The sequence below is a fragment of the Agilicoccus flavus genome (assembly GCF_014857905.1).
Taxonomy (GTDB): domain Bacteria; phylum Actinomycetota; class Actinomycetes; order Actinomycetales; family Dermatophilaceae; genus Agilicoccus; species Agilicoccus flavus.
Genome location: NZ_JACYXE010000011.1, coordinates 1 through 22,831, shown reverse-complemented (window position 1 = coordinate 22,831; position 22,831 = coordinate 1). Strand labels below are relative to the sequence as shown.

Genomic DNA, 22,831 nt, shown 5'->3' with positions numbered 1-22,831 from the left:
GAACGGCATGATCCAGCAGACGAGACGCGTCTTGGGGTGCGCGAGACGCGGAGCCGCCGGTCAGACGATCCGCGTCTCCGGAGACACGGTCTTGCCGGGGTCGCGCTCGACGATGCCGCCGAGGGCGTCGTCGATGGTCGCGAGGACGTCGGCGTCGAGGCGCACGCCGGCGGCCTTGACGTTGTCGGTGACCTGCTCCGGGCGGGAGGCGCCGATGATCGCGGAGGCGACGTTGTCGTTGGCGAGGACCCACGCGATGGCGAGCTGCGCCATGCTCAGGCCGAGGTCCTTCGCGACCGGCTCGAGCTTCGCCACGGCGGTGAGGGTCTCGTCGTTCATGAACCGCTTGATCATGTCGGCGCCCCCCTTCTCGTCGGTGGCGCGGCTGCCCTCCGGGGGCTGCTGACCCGGCTTGTACTTGCCGGTGAGGATGCCCTGCGCCACCGGCGACCAGACGATCTGGGAGATGCCGAGCTCCTCGCTCGCCGGCACGACCTTCTCCTCGATGACCCGCCACAGCATCGAGTACTGCGGCTGGTTGGAGATGAGCTGGATCCCGAGGTCGGTCGCGAGGGCGTGCCCGGCGCGCAGCTGGTCGGCGTCCCACTCGCTCACGCCGATGTAGAGGGCCTTGCCGGCGCGGACCACGTCGGCGAACGCCTGCATCGTCTCCTCGAGCGGCGTCTCGTGGTCGTAGCGGTGCGCCTGGTAGAGGTCGACGTAGTCGGTGCGCAGCCGCGTCAGGGACGCGTCGATCGACTCGCGGATGTGCTTGCGGGACAGGCCGGTGTCGTTGTGCCCCTTGGGGCCGGTCGGGAAGTAGACCTTCGTGAAGATCTCGAGCGACTCCCGCCGCTCGCTCGCGAGCGCCCCGCCGAGGACGGTCTCCGCGGCGGTGTTCGCGTAGACGTCGGCGGTGTCGAAGGTGCTCACGCCGGCGTCGAGGGCGGCGCGCACGCAGCGCACCGCCTGCTCGTTCTCCACCTGGGAGCCGTGCGTGAGCCAGTTGCCGTAGGTGATCTCGGAGATCTTGAGCCCGCTGTTGCCGAGGTATCGGAAGTCCATGTCCGCGACGCTACGCCGGGGGCCGGCGACGCTCACCCGGAGGGAGGTCAGGGCATGACGCTCAGGCCCGCCAGCACGCGACGCCCCAGATCGGCGTCGCCCTCGACCCGCACCTCGACGTCCTGCGGGGCCCGGCGGCCGGCCGCGAGGGCGAGCCAGTCGGCGGCGGCGAGCCGGAGGGTGAGCGTGGGATCGTCGGGCGCCTGATCGACGAGACGGGCCCGCCCGTCGTCGCCGACGAGGACGACGTGGCGGCCGCCGGGTTCACCGACGGCGTCGAGGACGAGCGACGACCCGGCCGCGGCCCGCGCCCGCTTGGCGAGGACGAACGGGAGCGAGGTCGCCATCATCGCCGCGGTGTGCCGCGCGGCGGGGGTGTCGAGCGAGCCGGGGCGGCCGACGGCGCGGCGGACGTCCTGCTCGTGGGTCCACACGTCGACGACGCGGTTGCGCAGCAGCGTGACCCAGGTCCAGCCGAGGCGGGCGCCGAACCCGTCGGACGTCCCGGACGGGTCGTCGATCGGGTGCTGGACGAGGTGCCCGTAGCGCGCGTCGGCCGCCTCGACGAACTCGCCGACGAGCTGGGCGGGCGGGCGCCCGGCCCGGGCCAGGACCCCCGCCTCGATGTAGCGGCCGAACTCCCCGTGCACGTGCGGCGCGTCGCCGACCTCGACCTGCACCTGCGGGTGCCCGGCGAGGACGGACTCGAAATGGGCGAGGTGGGCCACGACGTCGCGGACCCGCCAGCCGGGCAGGTCGGTGGGCCGGTCCCAGTCGTCCGGATCGAGGGACCGCAGGAACGCGGACGTGTGCTCGACCGCCTCCCGCCACAGCTCGATGAGGGTGCGGGGGTCGGCCTCGACCGTGTCGCTCGCCATCGCTGCACCCTAGCGGCGGGGGGCCGGTCGGCGCCCGGAGAAGCGCCCGCGCGACCGCGTCGGGGTGGGTGCGCCCGCGACCCTGTCGGTGGGCGGTCCTACCGTTGGTCTCGTGAGCGAGCACCCCACCATCGGTACCGTCGGCGAACTGCGCGCGTCGGGGCACGTCGAGAAGGACCTGCGCACCGAGCTGCGCGACAACCTGTTGGCCAAGCTCGGCGCGCACGAGGACCCGTGGCCGGGCCTGCACGGCCTGCAGGACACGGTCATCCCGCAGGTGGAACGGGCGATCCTGGCGGGCCACGACATCGTGCTCCTCGGCGAGCGGGGCCAGGGCAAGACGCGCCTGCTGCGCACCCTCGTCGGCCTGCTCGACGAGTGGACCCCCGTCATCGAGGGGTCCGAGCTCGGGGAGCACCCCTACCGGCCGATCACGCACGCGTCGCAGCGCCGCGCGGCCGAGCTCGGCGACGCGCTGCCCGTCGCGTGGCGCCACCGCGACGAGCGCTACGCCGAGAAGCTCGCCACCCCCGACACGAGCGTGGGCGACCTCATCGGCGACGTCGACCCCGTCAAGGTCGCGGAGGGCCGCAGCCTCGGCGACCCCGAGACGATCCACTTCGGGCTCGTCCCCCGCAGCCACCGCGGCATCGTCGCCGTCAACGAGCTGCCCGACCTCGCCGAGCGCATCCAGGTCGCCATGCTCAACGTCATGGAGGAGCGCGACGTCCAGATCCGCGGGTACGTCCTGCGGCTCCCGCTCGACGTGTTCGTCGTCGCGTCCGCCAACCCCGAGGACTACACGAACCGCGGGCGCATCATCACGCCGCTCAAGGATCGCTTCGGCGCCGAGATCCGCACCCACTACCCGCTGGAGCTGGCCGACGAGGTCGCGGTCGTGCGCCAGGAGGCGCACCTCGTGGCCGAGGTGCCCGACGTCATCGTCGAGATCCTCGCGCGGTTCACCCGCGAGCTGCGCGACTCGCCGGCCGTCGACCAGCGCTCGGGCGTCTCGGCGCGGTTCGCCATCGCCGGCGCCGAGACCATGGCGGCGGCCGCGCTGCACCGGGCGACCCGGCGGGGCGAGCCGCGCGCCCTGGCGCGGGTCGTCGACCTCGTCACCGCGGTCGACGTGCTCGGCGGCAAGGTCGAGTTCGAGACCGGACAGGAGGGGCGCGAGGACGAGATCCTCACCCACCTGCTGCGCACGGCCACGGCCGGCGCCATCCGCGCCCGCCTCGCGGGCCTCGACCTGTCGCCGCTCGTCGACGCCATCGAGGCGGGCGCCTCGGTGACGACGGGCGAGCAGGTCAGCGCCCAGGAGGTGCTCGACGGGCTGCCCGACCTGCCCGGGTCCACGCTGTACGACGACCTCGCCGCCCGGCTCGGCGCGACCGACGACGCCGGCCGCGCCGGGGCCGCCGAACTGGCCCTCGAGGGGCTCTTCCTCGCGCGCCGCATCAGCAAGGACACCGATGGCCGGGAGACGATCTATGGCTGAGTCGACGCGCGCCCGGCGGCGGGCGTGAGCACCCGACGCGGCCGCGGCCGCTCCCGCTACGGCCGGTACACCGGCGGCGACCCGCTCGCCCCGCCGGTCGACCTCGGCGAGGCGCTCGCCGCGATCGGCGAGGACGTCATGGCCGGCACGTCCCCGCAGCGCGCGATGCAGGAGTTCCTGCGCCGCGGCGGCAACGAGCTGCGCGGCCTCGACGACCTGGCGGGTCAGGTGGCGCAGCGCCGGCGGGACCTGCTCGCCCGGCACAGCCTCGGCGGCACCCTGGACGAGGTGCGCGAGCTCCTCGACCAGGCGGTGCTCGCCGAACGCAAGCAGCTCGCCCGCGACCTCGACGACGACGCCCGTTTCGCCGAGATGCGCATCGTGAACCTGCCCTCCTCCACCGCGGCCGCCGTCAGCGAGCTCGGCGACTACCCGTGGCGCAGCAGCGAGGCGCGCGAGTCGTACGAGCAGATCAAGGACCTGCTCGGGCGGGAGGCGCTCGACCAGCGGTTCGCCGGCATGAAGCAGGCCCTCGAGGGCGCGACCGAGCAGGACCGCGCCCGCGTCGGCGAGATGATGACCGACCTCAACGAGCTGCTCGAGAAGCGCCGGCTCGGCGAGGACACCCCCGAGGACTTCGCCGAGTTCATGGACAAGCACGGCGACTCCGTCCCCGGCGATCCGCAGGACCTCGACGAGCTGCTCGACGCCCTGGCCGAGCGGGCCGCGGCGGCCCGCCGGATGCTCAACTCGATGACCCCCGAGCAGCGGGCCGAGCTCGCGGAGCTGTCGCAGCAGGCGTTCGGGTCGCCCGAGCTGGCGCAGGCGCTCGACCGCCTCGACGACAACCTCCAGGCGCTGCGCCCGGGCCAGGACTGGGGCGGGTCGGAGTCGTTCGAGGGGGAGCAGGGTCTCGGCCTGGGCGACGGCACCGGCGTCCTGCAGGACCTCGCTCAGCTCGACGAGCTCTCCGACCAGCTCTCGCAGCAGTACTCGGGCGCGCAGATGGACGACGTCGACCTCGACGCGCTCGCCCGGCAGCTCGGGGACCAGGCCGCCGTCGACGCCCGCACCCTCGCCGAGCTCGAGCGAGCCCTGCGCGAGTCGGGCTACCTGGACCGGGGGGCCGACGGCGCGCTCCGGCTCTCGCCCGCCGCCATGCGACAGCTCGGGAAGTCACTGCTGCGCGACATCGCCGAGCGGCTGTCGGGCCGCACGGGCCAGCGCGACCTGCGCCGCGCCGGCGCCGCCGGGGAGCTCGACGGCTCCACGCGGCCGTGGGAGTTCGGCGACACCGAGCCGTGGAACGTGACCCGCACCGTGACCAACGCCGTCCAGCGGGTCGCGGCCGAGGGCGGCGACGCCCGGTCGGGGCTGCGCCTGAGCATGGAGGACGTCGAGGTCGACCGGACCGAGGCCCGCACGCAGGCGGCGGTGGCCCTGCTCGTCGACACGTCCTTCTCCATGGCGATGGAGGGCCGCTGGGTTGCGATGAAGCGCACCGCCCTCGCCCTGCACCAGCTCGTGACCAGCCGCTTCCGCGGCGACGACCTCCAGCTCATCGCCTTCGGCCGGCACGCCCGCACGACCCGGATCGAGGAGCTCACCGCGCTCGAGGCGCAGTACGAGCAGGGCACGAACCTCCACCACGCCCTGCAGCTCGCACACCGCTTCTTCCGCAAGCACCCGAACGCACAGCCCGTGCTGCTCGTCGTCACCGACGGTGAGCCGACCGCGCACCTCGATCGCTCGGGCGGCGCCGAGTTCGCCTACCCCCCGCACCCGGTCACCCTCGCGCTCACCGTCCGGGCCCTCGACGACGTCGGCCGCCTCGGCGCGCAGACGACGATCTTCCGCCTCGGCGACGACTACGGGCTCGCCCGGCTCGTCGACCAGCTCGCCCGCCGCGTCGACGGTCGGGTCGTCGCCCCCGACCTCGACGACCTCGGGGCCGCCGTCGTCGGCTCCTACCTCGACGCCCGCGACTCCGGCGCCGCCGGGCGCGGCCTGCGCGATCCCGGCGGCGGTCGGGCCGACTGAGAGCGCCGGGCGCGCTCAGCCGATCGGAGCCGTGAGCAGGCCGGTCACGGCGTCGACGAGGGCGCTCTCGACGGCCGCCCAGTCGGCGGGTCGGCCGGTCCGCGCCGCGGTGGCCTCGCGTTCCGCGCACGTGTGGACGACGACGAGGCGCATCATCTGCAGGCGGAGCTCGACGACCTCGGGGGGCAGGACCGGGGCCTGTGCCCACATCGCGACGAACGCCTCGGCGTGGGCCGCCGTCGAGCCGCGCCACAACAGGTCGGGGCCGTACACCGGGTCGGCGCTGACCTGCGCCGCGAACCGGGCGGCCCAGCTCGGCTGCCCTAGGGTCGCGAGGTGGCCGACGTAGGGCGCGACGAGGCTCGCGACGTGGTCCCGCGGCCGCACCGACCCGCGGCAGTCCGCCACCATCGCGGCCGTCCGGGCGAGGACCGGCTCCGCCAGGCGCTCACAGATCGCCGCCACGAGGTCGGCCTTCGTGCCCACGTGGTACGCGACCGCCGAGTTGTTCGCCTGCCCGGCGGCCTGCGCCACCTGCCGGTTGGAGACCAGCGACAGGCCACCCTCGGCGTACAGGCGCATCGCGGTGTCGAGCAGCAACGTCCGGGTGTCCCGGACGGCCGCGACGCTCACCACCGCACCGGGACCTCTTCCAACCCGCCGACGAGCAACCCCTCGCGGCGGCGCAGCTCCCCCTCGGACACGGCGAGATCGAGGGTCGGGAGCCGCCCGAGCAGCACCTCCAGCGCCGTCTGCAGCTCGACCCGCGCGAGCGTCTGCCCCAGGCAGGAGTGCGCCCCCACCCCGAACGTCAGGTGCGGGTTCGGGTGACGGGACAGGTCCATGTCGCCCGCCTTCTCGAACACCGCCTCGTCGCGGTTCGCCGCCGCCATCGCCGACCACACCGTGCTCCCGGCGGGGATCGTCGACCCGGCCACCTCGATGTCCTCGTCGACGTGGCGCGACATCGCGAAGCCGAGGTTGGCGTCGAAGCGCAGGCACTCCTCGACGGCGGTGCGCACGAGCGATCGGTCCGCGAGCAGCGCCTCCCAACGCTCCCGATCCGCGAGGAGCATCGCGACCATCTTGCCGATCATGTTGGCCGTCGTCTCGTGCCCGGCCACGAGAAGGGCGATGCCCGTCATGACGAGCTCCTCCTCGGTCAGCCGGGTCGAGTCCTCGTCGGAGATGGCGGTGAGCTCCGAGAGCAGGTCCTCGCCCGGCTCCGCCCGCTTGCCCTGGACGAGGGAGAGCATGTAGGTGTACAGCTCGATCCCCGCCTCGAGCGACTCCTCCTGGGTGTAGGTCGTGAGGTTGAGCAGGCGGTCCGACCAGGCCGAGAAGCGGTCCCGGTCCTGCGCGGGCACTCCGAGCAGGTCACAGATGACGAAGACCGGCAGCGGGAAACCGAACGCCTCGCGCAGATCGGCCGGGGCGCCCGAGGCGACCATCTCGTCGAGGAGGCCGTTCGCGAGCCGCTCCATCGCGGGTTGCATGGCGCGCACGCGGCGGACGGTGAACGTGCGCCCGAGCAGGCGCCGCCACCGGACGTGGCCCTCGCCGGCCATCATCGAGTCGAGGCCGACCATGCCGCCCCCGTCGCCCGTGCCCGGGCCGGAGGTGTCGCCGAGACCGCCGGGTTCGCCGGTGAGAGAGCCTCGCTGGAAGCGGGGGTCGGCGAGCATCGCCTTGACGTCGGCGTGCCGGGTCAGAAGCACGCCGTCGACGCCGTTGGCGGCCCGGACCTGCGCGACCGGGCACTCGCGGCGCAGCCGGTCCCACTCCCGCGGCGGCGCCAGCGCGGTGGGGTGCTCGAAGGGGTAGGCGAGGCGCTCGTCGTGGGCGGGGCAGGCGTCGGGGGTCGTCGTCATGGGTCCTCCTCGGGTGCGGCGTCGTCCTCTCGACCGTACGCTGTCGTTAAGTCACGTGCCTGACGTGGCGGAGGAGGAATCCCCTTGATGCGCATCGAGATCCACGAGGACACCTGCATCGGCGCCGGTCAGTGCGTCATGTCCGCTCCCGAGGTCTTCGACCAGCGGGAGGACGACGGCGTCGCCGTCCTGCGCGCGGGCGACCCCGGCTCCGAGCAGGAGGCGGCGGTGCGCGACGCCGCCGCGATGTGTCCGTCGGGGGCCATCAGCGTGCGCGAGGACTGATCGGTCCCCTCTGCGCGCCCGGCTGCCAGGATGGGGGCATGACCTTCCCCGCGTCGCTCCCGTCTCCTCGCACCCCCGACCCCCGCCAGGCGCCGCCGCTGCGCTGGGGCATCCTCGGGACCGGCTGGATCGCGCAGCAGTTCACGACGGCCTTGCAGCAGAATACGACGCAGCGCGTCACCGCCGTCGGGTCGCGCTCTCAGGAGGGGGCCGACCGGTTCGGCGAGCGGTTCGGCGTCGAGGGCCGCCACGCCTCCTACGCCGACCTCGTCGCGGACCCGGAGGTCGACGTGATCTACGTCGCCACGCCGCACAACCACCATCACCGCGACGCGCTGCTCGCGCTGCGCGCGGGCAAGCACGTGCTCGTCGAGAAGCCGATGACCGTCGACGCGGACCAGGCCCGCGAGATCGCCCGGGAGGCGGACGAGCGCGGCCTCTTCGCGATGGAGGCACTCTGGACGCTGTTCCTGCCGAAGTTCGACGTCATCCGCCAGTTGATCGAGTCGGGGGTGTTCGGCCGGATCCGGACCGTCCTCGCCGACCACGGCCAGCACTTCGACGCCGACCACCGCATCATGGACCCCGCCCTCGCGGGCGGGCCGATGCTCGACCTCATGACCTACCCGGCGTCGTTCGCGAAGTGGGTGATCGGCGACCCCGTCGACGTCGTGGCACGCACGACGTGGGCTCCCTCGGGGGTGACGGGTCAGACGGCGATCACGTACACGACGGCCGACGAGGCGCAGGCCCTCCTGCACAGCAGCGTGCTGTCCCGGACCCCGACGACCGGCGCGATCTGCGGGGACGCGGCCCTGCTCGAGATTGACGGCGACTTCTACGTGCCCGGCGGCTTCACCCTCACCGACCACGAGGGACATCGCCTGCGCTACGACGAGGAGGAGGTCGCCCACACCGGCGGCCTGCACTTCCAGGCGTGCGAGATGGCGCGCCGCATCGCGGCCGGTGAGACGTCGTCGCCGCTGCGCACCCTCGACGCGACGATCGCGACGCTCGCGATCATGGACGCCGCCCGCGCCCAGATCGGCGAGACGTTCGCGGAGCCCTCGGCGTGAGCACGTTCGCCGACGCCGTCACGAGGGGTCCGATCCAGCTCGACGGAGGCCTGGCGACCCGGCTGGAGGCCCGGGGGCACGACCTGTCCGACTCGCTGTGGTCGGCGCGGCTGCTCCTGTCGGACCCCGACGAGGTGCGCGCCGCCCACGCCGACTTCTTCGCGGCCGGGGCGCAGGTCGCGACGACCGCGTCGTACCAGGTGAGCGCGTCCGGCTTCGCCCGGGCCGGCCTCGAGCCGGCCGACGCGACGACCGCCCTGCGCCGCAGCATCACCCTGGCCCGGGAGGCCGCGGCGGGCGAGTCGGATCGTTGGGTCGCGGCGTCGGTCGGGCCCTACGGGGCCACGCTCGCCGACGGCTCGGAGTACCGGGGCGACGACGGCCTCACGACCGCGCAGTTGCGGGCCTGGCACCGGCCCCGGCTCGAGGCGCTCGCCGACGCGGGGCCAGACGTCCTCGCCGTCGAGACGATGCCGCGACTCGCCGAGGTCGAGGCGGTGCTGGAGGAGACGAGCGACCTCGGCCTGCCGGTCTGGGTGTCCGTGACCACCGCGGGCGGACGCACCCGCCGCGGGGAGCCGTTCGCCGACGTCGTCGCGCTCGCGGAGTCGGCGCCCCACGTCGTCGCCGTCGGCGCCAACTGCTGCGACCCCGACGATATCGCGCACCTGGCCGCCGCGCGGGGCCGGCTGCCGCTCGTGTTCTACCCGAACAGCGGCGAGACGTGGGACGCCGCCGCGCGGGGGTGGACGGGCACGCCGACCCTCGACGCCGAGGCCGCCCGCTCCTGGGCGGGCTCCGGCGCCGCCCTCGTGGGCGGCTGCTGCCGGGTCGGGGTCGACCTCGTCGCGGCCCTGCGCGCGGGCCTCGACGCCCGCTGACACCCCGCACCGGCCCGCCGCCACGGTGACGCCACGGTGACGCCACCGGAGTCTCCGGGATCGAAGAACCGTGCCGACGACATCGAGGCCGGACGCACCGGATCGGCGGCCCGCTGACCTGCGTCGATGCGGTCTCGACCCGGAAGGCGGGCCATCGATGTCGTCGGGACGGTTCTTCGATCCGCGAGCCCGCCGCACCCGGGCCGGCGAGGCCTGCGTCAGGTGCGCGCGACCGGGCCGTCCGCGGTGAGCCAGCCGCGGTACATGGCGCTCGAGTTCCAGGCGACCACGACGTTCCCGGCGGGGTCGACGGTGATGACGCCGCCGTCGGCGCCGCGCGCGCCGAGGTGCTCGTCGAGCACCTGCGTGCACGCGTCGGCGAGATCGGCACCGGCGTAGCGCATCCGAGCGTGCAGGTCGTGGGCGAGGACACCGCGGACGAAGAACTCGCCCGTGCCCGTCCCGGAGACGGCGACGGTCGCGTCGTCGGCGAAGGTGCCCGCCCCCACGAGCGGGGTGTCGCCGACCCGGCCGGGCAACTGGCCGGTGATGCCGCCCGTCGACGTCGCCGCCGCGACCCGGCCACGCGCGTCCCGCGCCACGGCGCCCACCGTGCCGTGCGTGCCGTGGGCCCGTTCCTCCAGCAGCCGGGCCAGGGCGCGGCGCTGGCGCTCGACGACGAACCGCTCCTGGTCCGCCGCCTCGCAGCCCCACGCCGCGAGCTGCGCGGCGCTCGGGTCGACGATGAGCACGTGGGGGGTCTGCGCGAGCACGGCGCGCGCCGCGCGGACGGGGTTCGCCGCGCCGGTGGCCGCCGCCACGGCGCCCGCAGCCCGGTCGCCCCGCATCACGGCGGCGTCGAGCTCGGCCACCCCCTCGGTCGTCAGCGCGGCGCCGCGCCCGGCGTTGAAGAACGCGCAGTCCTCGAGCACGACGACGGCGGCCACCACGGCGTCCTGCGCCGAGGCCCCGGCTGCGAGCTCCCGCTCCCCCGCGCGGAGGGCGTCGGTCAACGCGGCCTCGCGCTCGGCGCGTTCGTCGGCGGTCAGCGGCCGGGGGCGCGGCCCCGCCCCCGCGTGGACCGCGACCGCGAACCCGCCCCAGGCGGGCACGCTCACGAGCTCGACGGGCGGCACATCTGCGGGGGTGGGCGAGTCCGCGACGGGGTCGTGGGGTCCGGGCGGCGGGGTGGCGTCGGTCATCCCCTCATCATCGGCCCGGCCGGAGCCGCCGCCCCGATCGACGTCGCGAGGACCTCGCCCCGCCCGTACGCGAGACTGACCCGATGCAGTGCGACTACTTCGACGCGGGGGCGTGCCGTTCGTGCACCCTCATGGGCGATCCGTACGCCGCCCAGCTCGCGGCCAACGACGCACGGGTGCGCGAGATCGTCGGCGATCGGCCGGGCCTGGCGTGGTCGCCGCCGTTCGCGTCGCCGGAGTCGGCGTTCCGGGCCAAGGCGAAGATGGTCGTCGCGGGGACGACCGAGGCGCCCACCCTCGGCATCCTCGCCCCCGACGGGACGGGCGTCGACCTGCGCGCCTGCGGCATCATCGGCCCCCACGCGTCGGCGGCGCTGCCGACCCTCGCCGCGTTCGTCGCCGACGTCGGGCTACGGCCCTACGACGTGCCGCGCCGCACCGGGGAGCTCAAGGCGATCCACGTGACCGAGTCGCCCGACGGCGAGCTCATGGTCCGCTTCGTGCTGCGCTCGGAGGGCCAGGTCGGCCGGATCCGCCGGGGGTTGCCCGCGTTGACCGAGGCGCTGCCGAACCTGCGGGTCGTCACCGTCAACCTGCTGCCCGAGCACAAGGCGGCGGTCGAGGGCGACGTCGAGATCCCCCTGACCGAGCACACGACCCTCCCGCTGCGGCTGCCGCACGTCACCCTGCACGCCGGTCCGGGGGCCTTCGTGCAGACGAACACGGCCGTCGCCGCCGGGCTCTACGCCCAGGCCCGGGCGTGGATCGACGAGGCCGACCCCGCCCACGTACTCGACCTTTACTGCGGCATCGGCGGATTCGCGCTGCACGCCGCCGCACCCGGGCGGGCGGTCACGGGCGTCGAGGTCTCCCCCGAGGCGGTCTCGAGCGCCCGACGCAGCGCCGCCGAGGCGGCGATCCCCGCCCGGTTCGAGGTCGGCGACGCGACGACCTACGCGCCCCCGGGCGCGCCCGACCTCGTCGTCGTCAATCCGCCCCGGCGCGGCCTCGGCCCGAGGCTGTCGGCGTGGCTGGAGGCCGCGGACGCCCCCACCGTCGTGTACTCGAGCTGCAACCCGGTGACGCTCGCCCGCGACCTCGACGCGATGCCGTCGCTGCGCCCCGTGCGGGCCCGCCTGTTCGACATGTTCCCCCAGACCGACCACGCCGAGGTCCTCGTGCTCCTGCGGCGCGGGCCCGCCCCCTCGACCCAGGAGCACCCATGACCCTCGACCCCGACCTCGCCGCCCTGGCCGACGAGTCGTTCGTCTCGCTCGTCACCTTCCGCCGCAGCGGCGAGCCGGTCGCCACGCCGGTGTGGATCACCCGCGAGGGCGACGCCCTCGCCGTCATCACGCCGGAGGGGACGGGCAAGCTCAACGTCTCCGCAACGACCCGCGCGTGACGCTGACGCCGTGCGACCGGCGGGGCCGGATCCGGCCGGGCGCCCCCACGGTGGGGGGCGTCGCGACCGTCGCCGACGACCCCGCCGCGGTCGCGCGCGTGGGGTCGGCCGTCGCCGCGGCCTACGGGTGGGAGTTCCGGATCTTCATGGCGATCGAGACGGTCGTCGCCCGGGGCCGGCGCCGGCGGGTGGCGCTGCTCATCCGCAGCGCCTGAGCCTCACGACGCGAGCCCCGCCTTGACGGCGGCGGCGACGCGGCCTCCGTCGGCGCGCCCGGCGACCTCCGCCTGGGCCGCCTTCATGACCTGCCCCATCTGGGGCATTCCCGTGGCGCCGGTCGCGGCGATCGCCCGGGCGACGATGGCCTCGAGCTCGGCGTCGTCGAGCTGTGCGGGCAGGTACTCCTCCAGCACGGCGAGCTCGGCGGTCTCGCGCTCGGCGAGCTCGGGGCGGCCGGCGTCGGTGTACGCCGTCGCCGACTCCTTGCGCTTCTTCGCCTCCTTGGCGAGCACCTTGGAGACCTCGTCGTCGGACAGCACGACGGCCTGCTTGCCGGCGACCTCGGCGTTCATCACCGCGGCGAGCGCCATGCGCAGCGTGGCCGAGCGGACCTGGTCGCGCGCGCGGATCGCCTCGGTGAGGTCGTGCTGCAGGGTCGCCTTGAGGTTCGTGTCGGTCATACGGTCATCCTCACACCCCGGCGGTCGGCGGGTCGACGCCATTCCGCGCGCCGGGGCGCCGCCCGGACGGTGCCGTGACGGTGCCGTGACGGGCGCCCCGGCGGACAGGGGCTTGCGGGGGTGCGAGACGATATCGAGGATGGCCTCAGCCACCCCGCCAGCTCGACGAAGGTGAGTTCATGACTTCCGCGCCGCCCGCGCACCAGCCGGACCTCGACTCCCTCGTCGGCCGTCTCGACCTGGACACGAAGGTCCGACTGCTCACCGGAGCGTCCATGTTCACGCTGCACGGCGAGCCGTCGATCGGCCTGGCCGAGATGGCCTTCTCCGACGGGCCGACCGGCGTGCGCGGGTTGAAGTTCTCCGGCGGCGGGGCGGCCGCCCTGCTCCCGAACGCGACCCTGCTCGCCGCGCACTGGAGCGAGGACGTCGCCCGGGAGGTCGGGCGCATCCTCGCGGCGGAGGCGATGCGCCGGCACATCCACGTCGTGCTCGGCCCGACGATCAACCTGCACCGCACGCCGCTGGGCGGCCGGCTCTTCGAGGCGTACTCGGAGGACCCGCTGCTGACCGGTCGGTTGGCGGCCGCGTACGTCGAGGGGCTGCAGGGCGAAGGCGTCGGCGCGTGCCTCAAGCACCTCGTGGGGAACGAGTCCGAGACCGAACGCAACTTCGTCGACTCGGTCATCGACGAGGCCACGCTGCGCGAGGTGTACCTCCTGCCGTTCGAGATCGCGCTCGGTGAGCGCGGTGCCTGGACCGTGATGGCGGCGTACAACGACGTCAACGGCGCCCCGTCGACGGAGAACGGGTGGGTGCAGAACGACGTCCTCCGCGGGGAGTGGGGCTTCGACGGGCTCGTCATGAGCGACTGGTTCGCGGCCAGGACGACGGCGCCCACCGCCAACGGCGGGCTGGACCTCGTCATGCCCGGCCCCGAGGGGCCGTGGGGCGAGCGGCTCGTCGCGGCGGTCCGCGCCGGCGAGGTCGAGGAGTCGGTCGTCGACGACCACGTCCGGCGACTGCTGCTGCTCGCCGACCGGGTCGGTGCGCTCGGCGATCGGGCCGGCATCGACCGCTCCGACCAGCTTGCGCCGGACGCCCCGCAGCGGCGGGAGGCGTTGCGGCGCCTCGCCGCCGGCGGCATGACGGTGCTCCGCAACGACGGCGTCCTCCCCCTGCCCGCCGACGCGCCCGTGACGCTCGTGGGGCGGCACGCGTCCGAGACCGTGTGCATGGGTGGCGGCTCCGCGCACGTCGAACCGCCGCACGAGGTGAGCGTCGTCGAGGGGCTGCGGTCCCGGGTCGCCGACCTCGTCGTGGCCGACGGGGTCGACGTCCGGGCGCGCCCCGTACCGGCGCCGGCGGGCGTCCTCGACGATCCGCACACGGGCGAGCCGGGCATGCACGTGCGGCTCGAGGACGCCGACGGGGAGGAGATCTTCGCCGGTCATCTCGACGGCACCGAGTACGTCGTCGGCTTCGACGAGGAGCTCCCCCGGCCGGCGGCCCGGATCGTCCTCACCGCCCGGGTGCGGTTGTCGGGGCGCCTGCGGATCGGCGTCATCGGGACCGGCGCGTGGACCGTCCGGGCGGGTGGCCCCCTGCACGACGTCGTCCTGCGGGTGGACGGCGACGACCCCGGCGAGGCCCTGCTCAACCCGCCGTCGTGGACCGAGGACGTGGAGGCGGGCACCGACGTGCTGCTCGAGGCGAGCGCGTGGCTCACGCCGCCCAACTACGCCCCGCGCGAGGGTGACGCCCCCGAGGGCACCGACTTCCTGCTCGACGCCGGGAACGGACTCAAGGCGCTCGTCGCCTCCCCGAGCCCACGTTTGGTGGACGACATCGTCGCGGAGGCGGCCGAGGCGGCGCGCGACCGCACCGCTGTCGTCGTCGTCGGCCTGACGCCCGAGCAGGAGGCCGAGGGGTCCGACAAGTCGACCCTCGCGCTCCCGGGTGAGCAGGGGCGGCTGGTCCGCGAGGTGGCCGCGGCCGCGGCGCGGACGGTGGTCGTCGTCAACGCGGCGACCCCGGTGCTCATGCCGTGGCGCGACGAGGTCGACGCGATCGTCGTCGCCGGGCTGCCCGGCCAGGAGGGCGGCGACGCGGTGGCGGCCGCCCTCACCGGCGAGATCGAGCCGGCCGGGCGCCTGGTGACGAGCTTCCCCGCCGCCGACGGCGCCTCCCCCGCCTGGGACGTCGAGCCCACCGACGGCCGCCTCGTCTACGCCGAGGGCCCGTTCGTCGGCTACCGCGGCTACGCCGCCGGCCGCGCCGACCCGCCGGCGTTCTGGTTCGGGGAGGGGTTGGGGTACGGCTCCTGGGAGTACGGCGAGGCTGAGCTCGCAGAGGGCCATGGCGAGGCTGAGCTCGCAGAGGGTGATCGCGAGGCAAAGCTCGCAGGGAGCGACGGCGAGGCGGAGCTCGCGGAGGGTCGTGGCGAGAGTGACGCCGGCGTCGCGGGTCCGCGGGTCCGGGTGCCGGTGACGAACTCCTCCGAGCGTGACTCGCGCGAGGTCGTGCAGGTCTACTGGGAGCCGAGCGAGGCCGACCAGCCGACGCGGCTCGTGGGCTGGGCGGACGCGGTCGTGCCGGCCGGCGACACGGCGACGGTCGAGGTCACGTGCGACCCGCGGATGTGGCGGCGCTGGGACGTCCGGGCCGGCGCCTGGACGACGCTCGGGGGCGGCACGTTGCTCGTCGCCCGCGGCCTCGGCGACGTCCGAGCCCGGTTACCGATGCACTGAGGGCACTCAGACGCCGACCACCGACACCAGGCCGTCGAGGCCCATGAAGTCGTCCAGGTTGCGCGTGTACAGCGTGGCGTCATACGCGTGCGCGGTCGCCGCGATGAGCAGATCCATCGTGCGTCGACGGGGCTGACGTCCGGCGGCGACCACGGCCGACGCGAGCCGGCCGTAGCTGGCCGCGACGGAGTCGTCGATCGGAAGCGCGTCGAAGCGGCGCTGGATGACGCTCAACCTTCGTAGTCGCTCGCCGCGGATTCCCTCGTCCTGCGCCGCCAACACCCCGAAGTGCAACTCCGCGAGGCTCGCGCTACTGATCGCCACGAGGCCGGCTGCGGGTGTCATTGCGGGGCCGACGAGAACGCTGGTGTCGAGGATCGCTCTGTCGACCGGCCGGTCGGTCATCTCTCGCTCCACGGGTCCCGGAGCCCGTCGTCGACCAGGTCGCGGTCCCTTTCCCACTCGGGGTCGGCCGGTCCACGGAAGAGTTCGTCGAGGTCGGACCACTCACGCCACTGGGCGGGGCGCGTCGGGACGAGTCGGGCGCTCGCACGTCCCGCGACCGTGATGACGAAGCGTTCGCCCTTTTCGACCCGACGTATGAGTTCGGACGCGTCTTGACGCAGTTCACGAAGTCCGACGCTGGTGTCCATCGCTCCACCATAGCGCCCCCATGTGACACAAGTGCTACTCACGCTGAGCGCCTCCGGCGTCGGTGCGTCGTGCTCAGTCGGCGACCTTGACGACCAGCTTGCCGAAGTTCTTCCCGACGAGCAGGCCGCGGAAGGCGTCGCGGACGTTCTCGAACCCGTCGACGACGTCCTCGGTGTACTGCACGGTGCCGTGGGCGACCCAGGCCGTCATGTCGCGCACGAAGTCGTCCATGACGGTGTCGACGAACTCGGTCTGGATGAACCCCCGCAGGGTGAGGCTGCTCGTGAGGATCGCGCCGAGGAGGAGGCCGCTGCGGTCGGGGCCCTCCGGCAACGACGTCGAGTTGTACCCCGACACGAGGCCGCAGACGGGGATGCGGCCGTAGGTGTTCATCCGGGGCAGGACGGCCTCGAAGACCTTGCCGCCGACGTTCTCGAAGTAGACGTCGATGCCGTCGGGGGTGGCGGCGGCGAGCCGGTCGGCGAAGTCGTCGGCGCGGTGGTCGATCGCCTCGTCGAAGCCGAGCTCGCGCAGGTGGGCGACTTTCTTCTCGCCGCCGGCGATGCCGACGGTCCGGGCGCCCCACGCCTTCGCGATCTGCCCGACCGCGGAGCCGACGGGCCCGGTGGCGGCGGCGACCGCCACGGTCTCGCCCGGCTCGGGCCGCCCGATCTCGCGCAGCCCGGCGTAGGCGGTGAAGCCGGGCATGCCGAGGACGCCGAGCGCCGTCGAGACGGGGGCGGCGTCCGGGTCGAGCCGGCGGAGGTACGAGACGGCCTCGAGCGAGTACGTCTGCCACCCGCCGTAGCCGAGGACGATGTCGCCGGCCGCGAACTCCCCGCCCGGGCAGTCGATCACGCGCGACACCGTGCCGCCGACCATGGGGTCGCCGACGGCGACCGGCTCGGCGTAGGACTTCGCGTCGCTCATGCGGCCGCGCATGTACGGGTCGAGCGACAGGTACAGGGTCTGTAGGAGCGCCTGCCCCGGCTCGGGGTCGGACAGGGTCGCCTGCTCCTCGACGAGGTCGTCGTCGGTGGGCTCCCCGTGGGGGCGCTGGGCGAGCACGATGCGGGTGGTCGTCGTCATCCCTCCACTGTGCCGCCCGGGCCGAGCCGGCCGACGGCCGGGGGCCGGTGCGCGGGCGGCGACACCCGGCCGGGGGCAGGTCTTGCCCAAACACGGGGATGAACGGCCGGCGTGCGTCGCTTTACCATGGTGACAGCGAATCGAATCGGTTCGACGACAGCAGATCGCCCTACGGGGCGCACGACGGCCGTGCAGGAGGGGCCGTCGTCTCTCCTGGCACGCCAGAACAGGAGAGCACCATGCTGAACATCTACGTGGCGGGCAACCCCACCGGTCTTCGCGGCGCCGTGGACGGCGCCTTCACCCCGATGACGGTCGGCCTCGCCGTCCTGTCCCTCGTGCTGCTCGCCGTGGCGGCTTCCGCCGGCGTGGCCACCGTCGCCGTCCTCGCCGGGATCCTCGCGTTCCTGGCGGTCGGCTCCTTCGTCGCCTCGGCCGCCCGTATCGCCGTAACGGAGGGCCCGGCGACGACCGAGTGAGCCTGGCGTGCAACTCGGCCGGGCCCTCCCGGGAAATCGAAGGCAGCCTCCGCTCAACGGTCCACGGCCACCCTCCGGCGGTTAGGGTCTGACGGCAGAGGGTCGGTGCAGACGCCGGGCCCGGCGCCCTGGCCATCCTCCACTCGTTCCGGAGATCGTCCGAATCTGTGACCGCACACTGTCCTTGGCCGGGCAGTGTCCGAGTCCTCCCGCGCCGCCGGAAGCGTGCGTACCTCATCACAACGCCGTCATGAGAGAGACTCACGAAGGGCAGGCCGTCATGACCCATTCGACAAGCGCGCAGGAGAATACGCTTCCACCGCTCACTCCTGGACCCCACCTCAAGCGCATCGGCCTCGTCTCGGTCGTCGCCTGCTTCGGGGGACTCCTCTTCGGTTACGACACCGGCGTCAGCAACGGCGCCGAGCGGCCCATGCAACTGGAGCTGGGACTGACCGATCTCGCACTCGGCGTCGTCATCAGCTCCCTGATCTTCGCGGCCGCCGTCGGCGCACTCATCGGCGGAAAACTGTCGGACATCATCGGCCGCCGAACGACGATCATCATCTTGTCGGTCCTGTTCTTCTGCGGAACCCTGCTCGTGGTCTTCTCCCCCAACTACGGCGTCCTCGTCGCCGGCCGCGTCTGCCTGGGGTTGGCCGTGGGGGGCGCCTCGACCGTGGTGCCCGTCTATCTCGCCGAGCTCGCCCCCTTCGAGATTCGCGGGTCGATCACCGGCCGTAACGAACTGGCCATCGTCACCGGCCAGCTCCTGGCCTTCACCATCAACGCCATCGTGGGCAACGTGTTCGGCCACGTCGACGGTGTGTGGCGGATCATGTTCGCCATGTGCGCGATCCCCGCGGTCGCCCTCTTCGTCGGAATGCTCCGGATGCCCGAGTCCCCCCGCTGGCTCGTGGAGAAGGGCCGCCACGAGGACGCCCTCGCCGTGCTCAAGACCGTTCGCTCGCCCGAGCGGGCCGCCGCCGAGGTGGCCCAGGTCGAGCACGTCGCCGAGGAGGAGCAGGAGGAGAAGCAGGTCGGGGTGCGCGCGATCCTCGCCAACAAGTGGCTCGTGCGGATCCTGCTCGTCGGGATCGGGGTCGCGATGGCGCAGCAGCTCACCGGGATCAACTCGATCATGTACTACGGCCAGCGGGTGCTCATCGAGGCCGGCTTCACCGAGGGCGCCGCTCTCATCGCCAACATCGCGGCGGGCGTCTTCTCGGTCATCGGTGGCATCATCGCGCTGTACAACATGGACCGCCTCGACCGGCGCAAGACGTTCGCCATCGGGCTGTCGCTGACGACGACGTGCCACGTGCTCATCGGCTTCGCGTCGATGCTGCTGCCCGTCGGAAACCCGCTGCGGCCCTACGTCCTGCTCTTCCTCGTCGTCGCCTTCGTGTTCTCGATGCAGTCGTTCCTCAACGTCGCGGTCTGGGTGTGGTTGGCCGAGGTCTTCCCGCTCTTCATGCGCGGTCTGGGCATCGGTATCGCCGTCTTCTTCGGCTGGTCCACGAACGCCGTCCTCGCCCTCTTCTTCCCCACCCTCGTCGATTCCATCGGCATCACCGGGGTGTTCTTCCTCTTCGCCGCGGTCGGTGCGGCGGCCCTCTTCTTCGTCATCACCCAGGTACCCGAGACCCGGGGGATCGGCCTGGAGGACCTCGAGGACGACGTCACCTCCGGGCGCTGCTACGACTTCCGCACGGCGAAGCAGTCCGTCCCGTCCTGACCGCCCGCGTCGGGACACCGTCCGACGGCCGGCCCGTCCGGGCTCGGGCCGGCCGCGGACGTAGGCGCGTCACCGTCCGACCATCTCGTTTCCCCCAACGTGTCAGTGGTGTGAGACAGACTGCCGCTCATGGCTACCCGTGGATCGCTGCCCGAGGCTCACGCGTTGCGGGAGTACGTCCGCGCCCACGGGTCGGCGTTCCTCGCCGACCCGAACGTCACCTCCGTCGGGGTGGGACACAAGATGGTCGCCGGCCGCGTCACCGACGAGGTCTGCCTGCAGTTCACGGTCCGCGTCAAAGTCCCCGCGGAGCGGCTGTCGGCGCTGCCGACGTCGTTGCTGCCCGAACAGGTCGAGGTGGGCGAGCACGCGGTGGCGACCGACGTCGTCGAGCGGACCTTCGCTCCCGCGTACGCGGTCGTCCCCGAGGCGGACTCCGACGCGCGCAAGGTCCGCGCCGACCCCGTCGTCCCGGGCATCAGCGTCGCCCACCCGACCGTCTCGGCCGGCACGATCGGGCTCGTCGTCCACGACCGCGAGGACGGCACCCCGTACGTGCTGAGCAACTGGCACGTCCTGCAGGGCGACCAGGGCCGCATCGGCGACGAGGTCCTCCAGCCCGGGCCCCACGACGACAACCGCGTCGGCCGGAACCGGCTCGGCGTCCTCGTCCGCTCCCATCTGGGGGCGGCCGGGGACTGCGCCATCGCGACGGTCGAGGGCCGCGGGCTCGACCCCGAGATCCTCGAGTTGGGGGTCGCACCGGACGAGATCGGCGACCCCGAGCTCGGCGACAAGGTCGTCAAGAGCGGCCGCACCACCGGGGTGACCTACGGCGTCGTCACGCGCGTCGACGTGCTGAGCAAGCTCGACTACGGGGCCGCCGGGCAGCGCGAGATCGGCGGCTTCGAGATCGGCCCCGACGCGGGTCACCCCGCCACGGCCGGCGAGATCAGCGCGGGCGGCGACTCCGGGTCCGCGTGGGTGTTCCGGGCGCGCAACGGCCGCACGTCGACCGTGTTCGCCGGCCTGCACTTCGGCGGGGAGACGCCGGGCGACTCGGGCGAACACGCGCTCGCGTGCCTGCCGCGGTCGGTGTTCGACCGCCTCGGGGTCACCCTCGACGCGGGCGCCGCGGCCCGGGCGGCACAGGGGGCCGCGCAGGCCAGGGCCGACGCGGCCGCCGCCGCCGGATACGACCCGGGCTTCCTCGCGCACGAGATCCCCCTGCCCACGCTGGAGCGGGCCGCCGAGAGCGACGCCGTCGAGGTCGACGGCTCGACGGTCGTCCCGTACACGCACTTCTCGCTGACGATGAGCGCGAGCCGGCGCTTCGCCCGGTGGGTGGCGTGGACCGTCGACGGCGCGGCCCTGCTCAAGCTGCCGCGCGCCCGCGAGAAGTTCCGCCGCGACCCGCGCGTGCCCACCGACGCGCAGGTCGGGGACGAGCTGTACGCGGGCAACCGCATCGACCGCGGCCACCTCGCCCGGCGCGCCGACCTCACGTGGGGCGCACCCGCCGAGGCCCAGCGCGCCAACGCCGACTCGTTCTTCTTCACGAACATCGCCCCGCAGGTGGACGACTTCAACCAGTCGCGCCGCGAGGGCGTGTGGGGCCGACTCGAGGACGCCGTGTACGAGCAGGTGGAGGTGGCCGATCTGCGCATCAGCGTCCTCGGCGGCCCGGTCTTCGGTGCCGACGACCCGGTCTACCGCGGCGTGGCTCTGCCGCGGGAGTACTGGAAGGTCATCGCATACGTCGAGGGAGAGGAGCTGCGCGCCCGCGCCTTCCTGCTCACCCAGCGTCTCGACCGGCTCGAGAGCATCGACCTCGACGAGTTCCGGACCTACCAGGTCTCGCTCACGGACCTGAGCGACCGCACCGGCATCCTCTTCCCCGACGCGCTCGGCACCGGCCTGCCGGAGGACGTGCGCGAGTCGGTCCCGGAGCCGCTCACCGACGTCGGCGACATCCGCTGGTAGGGCCGCCGTCGCGGTGGGGGCGAGCGGGCGAGCATCGCGATGAGCAGACGACGCCGGGGTGCAGACGACCTCGGCGAGCGGGCGAGCGGGCGAGCGGGCGAGCGGGCGAGCGGGCGAGCGGGCGAGCGGGCGAGCGGGCGAGCGGGGCAGCACACCTGGCTCAGACGTGCTACGTCAAGTCTCCGACCTCAGCCGAACCTCCACGACGCCACCACAACCCGCAATTGTGATGCAGATCACACATGGGGCAGGTACTGAGACCCCCTCTCCCGCAGGCGAATCCGGCCCGGCCAAGTCATGGCGAATCCCGTTGCGGCAGTTACTGATCCACCTGTGGACAAGCGGTTTGTCGGATGCGTGTTCGATAGAATGGGGCATGACGTCGACCACCTTTCCCGAGTCGCCGGCCGTGCCGGCCGGGGATGGGTTGCGGGCGCAGATCGACGCGATTCTCGGGATTTCCGGGGGTTTGTCCTCGGTAGCGAATGCGGAGCTGGCGGGGCTCGCGGCGTCGGCCGCTGAGCTGGTGGCCACAGCGTCGGCGGTGCAGGCGGCGATCGTGTTGGAGGCGTCGACGCGCGGGGTGATCGCGGAGTCCGATCACCCCCGGACGCGGGCCTGGGTGGAGCAGTCGTGCCGTGACGCGGGGGTGCCGGTCGCGAAGGCCCAGGCTCGGAACCTGCACGAGGTCGCGCAGACGTGCGTCGGGTACGACGTCGAGGCGTTGCGGGCCGCGGTGACGCAGGGGCGGGTCGGCATCGACCTGGCCGGGGGTGGTGGCGAAGTCGTTCCGCCGGTTGAAGCGGGACATCGAGTACCCGAACTGGGACGCGCTGCTGCAGATCCTCATCGACCACGCGGCCGAGGGCGCGCCCGTGAAGGACTTCGCGGCGATCGAGGACCTGCTCATCGGGCAGTACGGGATCCCGGGCCGGCTCGACGACCAGCACGAGCGCCTCCGGGACCGGCGAGAACTATCCGGGTTCCACCGCGACCGCAACGGGATGCTGGTCGCGACGTTGCGGCTCGACCCCGCCTCGGAAGCCGTCTTCACGGCGGCGATCAACGCCCTGTCCGCGCCGATCACCGACGAACACGGCAACCTCGACCCCCGCTCGACCGGCGCCCGCCGCGCGGACGCGCTGCTCGACATGGTCGCCGCGGCGACGGAGGCCGATCGGGATGTGCCGGGGTCGGGGACGAAGGCGAAGGTCGTCGTGACGATCTCCCTGGAGACCCTCATGTCCGGGCTCG

22 protein-coding genes are annotated in these 22,831 nt (G+C 73.5%); 13 read left to right on the top strand and 9 right to left on the bottom strand.

Features of this window, described 5'->3' with window-relative positions; all coding sequences use genetic code 11:
• Positions 1-60: 60 nt before the first annotated feature.
• Both ICW24_RS15690 and ICW24_RS15685 read right to left on the bottom strand, forming a co-directional pair.
• Positions 61-1,065, bottom strand: coding sequence for an aldo/keto reductase family protein (locus tag ICW24_RS15690; RefSeq protein WP_226346671.1), 1,005 nt, complete (start codon positions 1,063-1,065; stop codon positions 61-63).
• A 47-nt stretch (positions 1,066-1,112) separates the two neighbouring features.
• Positions 1,113-1,943 carry a maleylpyruvate isomerase family mycothiol-dependent enzyme gene (locus ICW24_RS15685; RefSeq protein WP_226346670.1) on the bottom strand — a complete coding sequence of 277 codons (831 nt, stop codon included), beginning with the start codon at positions 1,941-1,943 and terminating at the stop codon, positions 1,113-1,115.
• 112 nt (positions 1,944-2,055) lie between these two features.
• Here ICW24_RS15685 and ICW24_RS15680 point away from each other — a divergent pair, with 112 nt between their 5' ends.
• On the top strand, positions 2,056-3,444 hold the full coding sequence (locus ICW24_RS15680; protein WP_226346669.1) for a MoxR family ATPase: 1,389 nt from the start codon (positions 2,056-2,058) through the stop codon (positions 3,442-3,444).
• Positions 3,445-3,468: 24 nt separating this feature from the next.
• The gene (locus tag ICW24_RS15675; protein ID WP_226346668.1) at positions 3,469-5,484 is read left to right on the top strand and encodes a vWA domain-containing protein; all 2,016 of its coding nucleotides are present in this window, start codon (positions 3,469-3,471) and stop codon (positions 5,482-5,484) included.
• A gap of 15 nt (positions 5,485-5,499) precedes the next feature.
• Here ICW24_RS15675 and ICW24_RS15670 read toward each other — a convergent pair whose 3' ends face one another.
• Together ICW24_RS15670 and ICW24_RS15665 are read right to left on the bottom strand one after the other, a co-directional pair.
• Positions 5,500-6,117: a TetR/AcrR family transcriptional regulator gene (locus ICW24_RS15670; protein ID WP_226346667.1), complete on the bottom strand. Its 618-nt coding sequence runs from the start codon at positions 6,115-6,117 to the stop codon at positions 5,500-5,502.
• Positions 6,114-7,355, bottom strand: coding sequence for a cytochrome P450 (locus ICW24_RS15665; RefSeq protein WP_226346666.1), 1,242 nt, complete (start codon positions 7,353-7,355; stop codon positions 6,114-6,116). The genes ICW24_RS15670 and ICW24_RS15665 overlap by 4 nt, the downstream gene beginning before the upstream one ends.
• An 87-nt stretch (positions 7,356-7,442) precedes the next feature.
• Here ICW24_RS15665 and ICW24_RS15660 point away from each other — a divergent pair, with 87 nt between their 5' ends.
• The 3 genes from ICW24_RS15660 to mmuM are packed head-to-tail and all read left to right on the top strand — an operon-like array spanning position 7,443 to position 9,597.
• Positions 7,443-7,640 (top strand): ferredoxin, encoded by a 198-nt coding sequence (locus tag ICW24_RS15660; protein WP_226346665.1) that lies wholly within the window; start codon positions 7,443-7,445, stop codon positions 7,638-7,640.
• Positions 7,641-7,678: 38 nt separating this feature from the next.
• A complete protein-coding gene (locus ICW24_RS15655; RefSeq protein WP_226346664.1) occupies positions 7,679-8,716 on the top strand; it encodes a Gfo/Idh/MocA family protein in 1,038 nt (345 codons plus the stop codon).
• Positions 8,713-9,597, top strand: coding sequence for a homocysteine S-methyltransferase (gene mmuM / locus ICW24_RS15650; RefSeq protein WP_226346663.1), 885 nt, complete (start codon positions 8,713-8,715; stop codon positions 9,595-9,597). Before ICW24_RS15655 ends, mmuM begins: the two co-directional genes overlap by 4 nt.
• A gap of 218 nt (positions 9,598-9,815) precedes the next feature.
• Here mmuM and ICW24_RS15645 read toward each other — a convergent pair whose 3' ends face one another.
• Positions 9,816-10,799, bottom strand: a complete 984-nt coding sequence (locus ICW24_RS15645; RefSeq protein WP_226346662.1) for an isoaspartyl peptidase/L-asparaginase family protein — start codon at positions 10,797-10,799, stop codon at positions 9,816-9,818.
• An 83-nt stretch (positions 10,800-10,882) separates the two neighbouring features.
• Here ICW24_RS15645 and ICW24_RS15640 point away from each other — a divergent pair, with 83 nt between their 5' ends.
• The 3 genes from ICW24_RS15640 to ICW24_RS15630 are packed head-to-tail and all read left to right on the top strand — an operon-like array spanning position 10,883 to position 12,419.
• The gene (locus ICW24_RS15640) at positions 10,883-12,025 is read left to right on the top strand and encodes a methyltransferase domain-containing protein (protein ID WP_226346661.1); all 1,143 of its coding nucleotides are present in this window, start codon (positions 10,883-10,885) and stop codon (positions 12,023-12,025) included.
• Positions 12,022-12,204: a PNPOx family protein gene (locus ICW24_RS15635; RefSeq protein ID WP_226346660.1), complete on the top strand. Its 183-nt coding sequence runs from the start codon at positions 12,022-12,024 to the stop codon at positions 12,202-12,204. Before ICW24_RS15640 ends, ICW24_RS15635 begins: the two co-directional genes overlap by 4 nt.
• Positions 12,201-12,419: a PNPOx family protein gene (locus ICW24_RS15630; protein ID WP_226346659.1), complete on the top strand. Its 219-nt coding sequence runs from the start codon at positions 12,201-12,203 to the stop codon at positions 12,417-12,419. The genes ICW24_RS15635 and ICW24_RS15630 overlap by 4 nt, the downstream gene beginning before the upstream one ends.
• A 3-nt stretch (positions 12,420-12,422) precedes the next feature.
• Here the strand turns inward: ICW24_RS15630 and ICW24_RS15625 are convergent, their stop codons facing one another.
• Positions 12,423-12,884, bottom strand: a complete 462-nt coding sequence (locus tag ICW24_RS15625) for a GatB/YqeY domain-containing protein (protein ID WP_226346658.1) — start codon at positions 12,882-12,884, stop codon at positions 12,423-12,425.
• 179 nt (positions 12,885-13,063) lie between these two features.
• Here ICW24_RS15625 and ICW24_RS15620 point away from each other — a divergent pair, with 179 nt between their 5' ends.
• The gene (locus tag ICW24_RS15620) at positions 13,064-15,634 is read left to right on the top strand and encodes a glycoside hydrolase family 3 protein (protein ID WP_226346657.1); all 2,571 of its coding nucleotides are present in this window, start codon (positions 13,064-13,066) and stop codon (positions 15,632-15,634) included.
• Between the two features lie 6 nt (positions 15,635-15,640).
• Here the strand turns inward: ICW24_RS15620 and ICW24_RS15615 are convergent, their stop codons facing one another.
• The 3 genes from ICW24_RS15615 to curA form a co-directional block, all read right to left on the bottom strand.
• Positions 15,641-16,039 (bottom strand): type II toxin-antitoxin system VapC family toxin, encoded by a 399-nt coding sequence (locus ICW24_RS15615; protein WP_226346656.1) that lies wholly within the window; start codon positions 16,037-16,039, stop codon positions 15,641-15,643.
• The gene (locus tag ICW24_RS15610) at positions 16,036-16,287 is read right to left on the bottom strand and encodes a type II toxin-antitoxin system Phd/YefM family antitoxin (RefSeq protein ID WP_226346655.1); all 252 of its coding nucleotides are present in this window, start codon (positions 16,285-16,287) and stop codon (positions 16,036-16,038) included. Before ICW24_RS15610 ends, ICW24_RS15615 begins: the two co-directional genes overlap by 4 nt.
• Before the next feature lie 73 nt (positions 16,288-16,360).
• Positions 16,361-17,377: an NADPH-dependent curcumin/dihydrocurcumin reductase gene (curA, locus tag ICW24_RS15605; protein WP_226346654.1), complete on the bottom strand. Its 1,017-nt coding sequence runs from the start codon at positions 17,375-17,377 to the stop codon at positions 16,361-16,363.
• Positions 17,378-17,616: 239 nt separating this feature from the next.
• On the opposite strand from curA, the gene ICW24_RS15600 reads away from it, so the two are divergent.
• The 4 genes from ICW24_RS15600 to ICW24_RS19770 form a co-directional block, all read left to right on the top strand.
• Positions 17,617-17,856 (top strand): hypothetical protein, encoded by a 240-nt coding sequence (locus tag ICW24_RS15600; RefSeq protein ID WP_226346653.1) that lies wholly within the window; start codon positions 17,617-17,619, stop codon positions 17,854-17,856.
• Between the two features lie 250 nt (positions 17,857-18,106).
• Positions 18,107-19,594: a sugar porter family MFS transporter gene (locus ICW24_RS15595; RefSeq protein WP_226346652.1), complete on the top strand. Its 1,488-nt coding sequence runs from the start codon at positions 18,107-18,109 to the stop codon at positions 19,592-19,594.
• 129 nt (positions 19,595-19,723) lie between these two features.
• Positions 19,724-21,577, top strand: coding sequence for a DNA/RNA non-specific endonuclease (locus tag ICW24_RS15590; RefSeq protein WP_226346651.1), 1,854 nt, complete (start codon positions 19,724-19,726; stop codon positions 21,575-21,577).
• A 773-nt stretch (positions 21,578-22,350) separates the two neighbouring features.
• A partial coding sequence (locus ICW24_RS19770) for a DUF222 domain-containing protein (RefSeq protein WP_226346650.1) occupies positions 22,351-22,831 on the top strand: 481 nt, incomplete at its 3' end.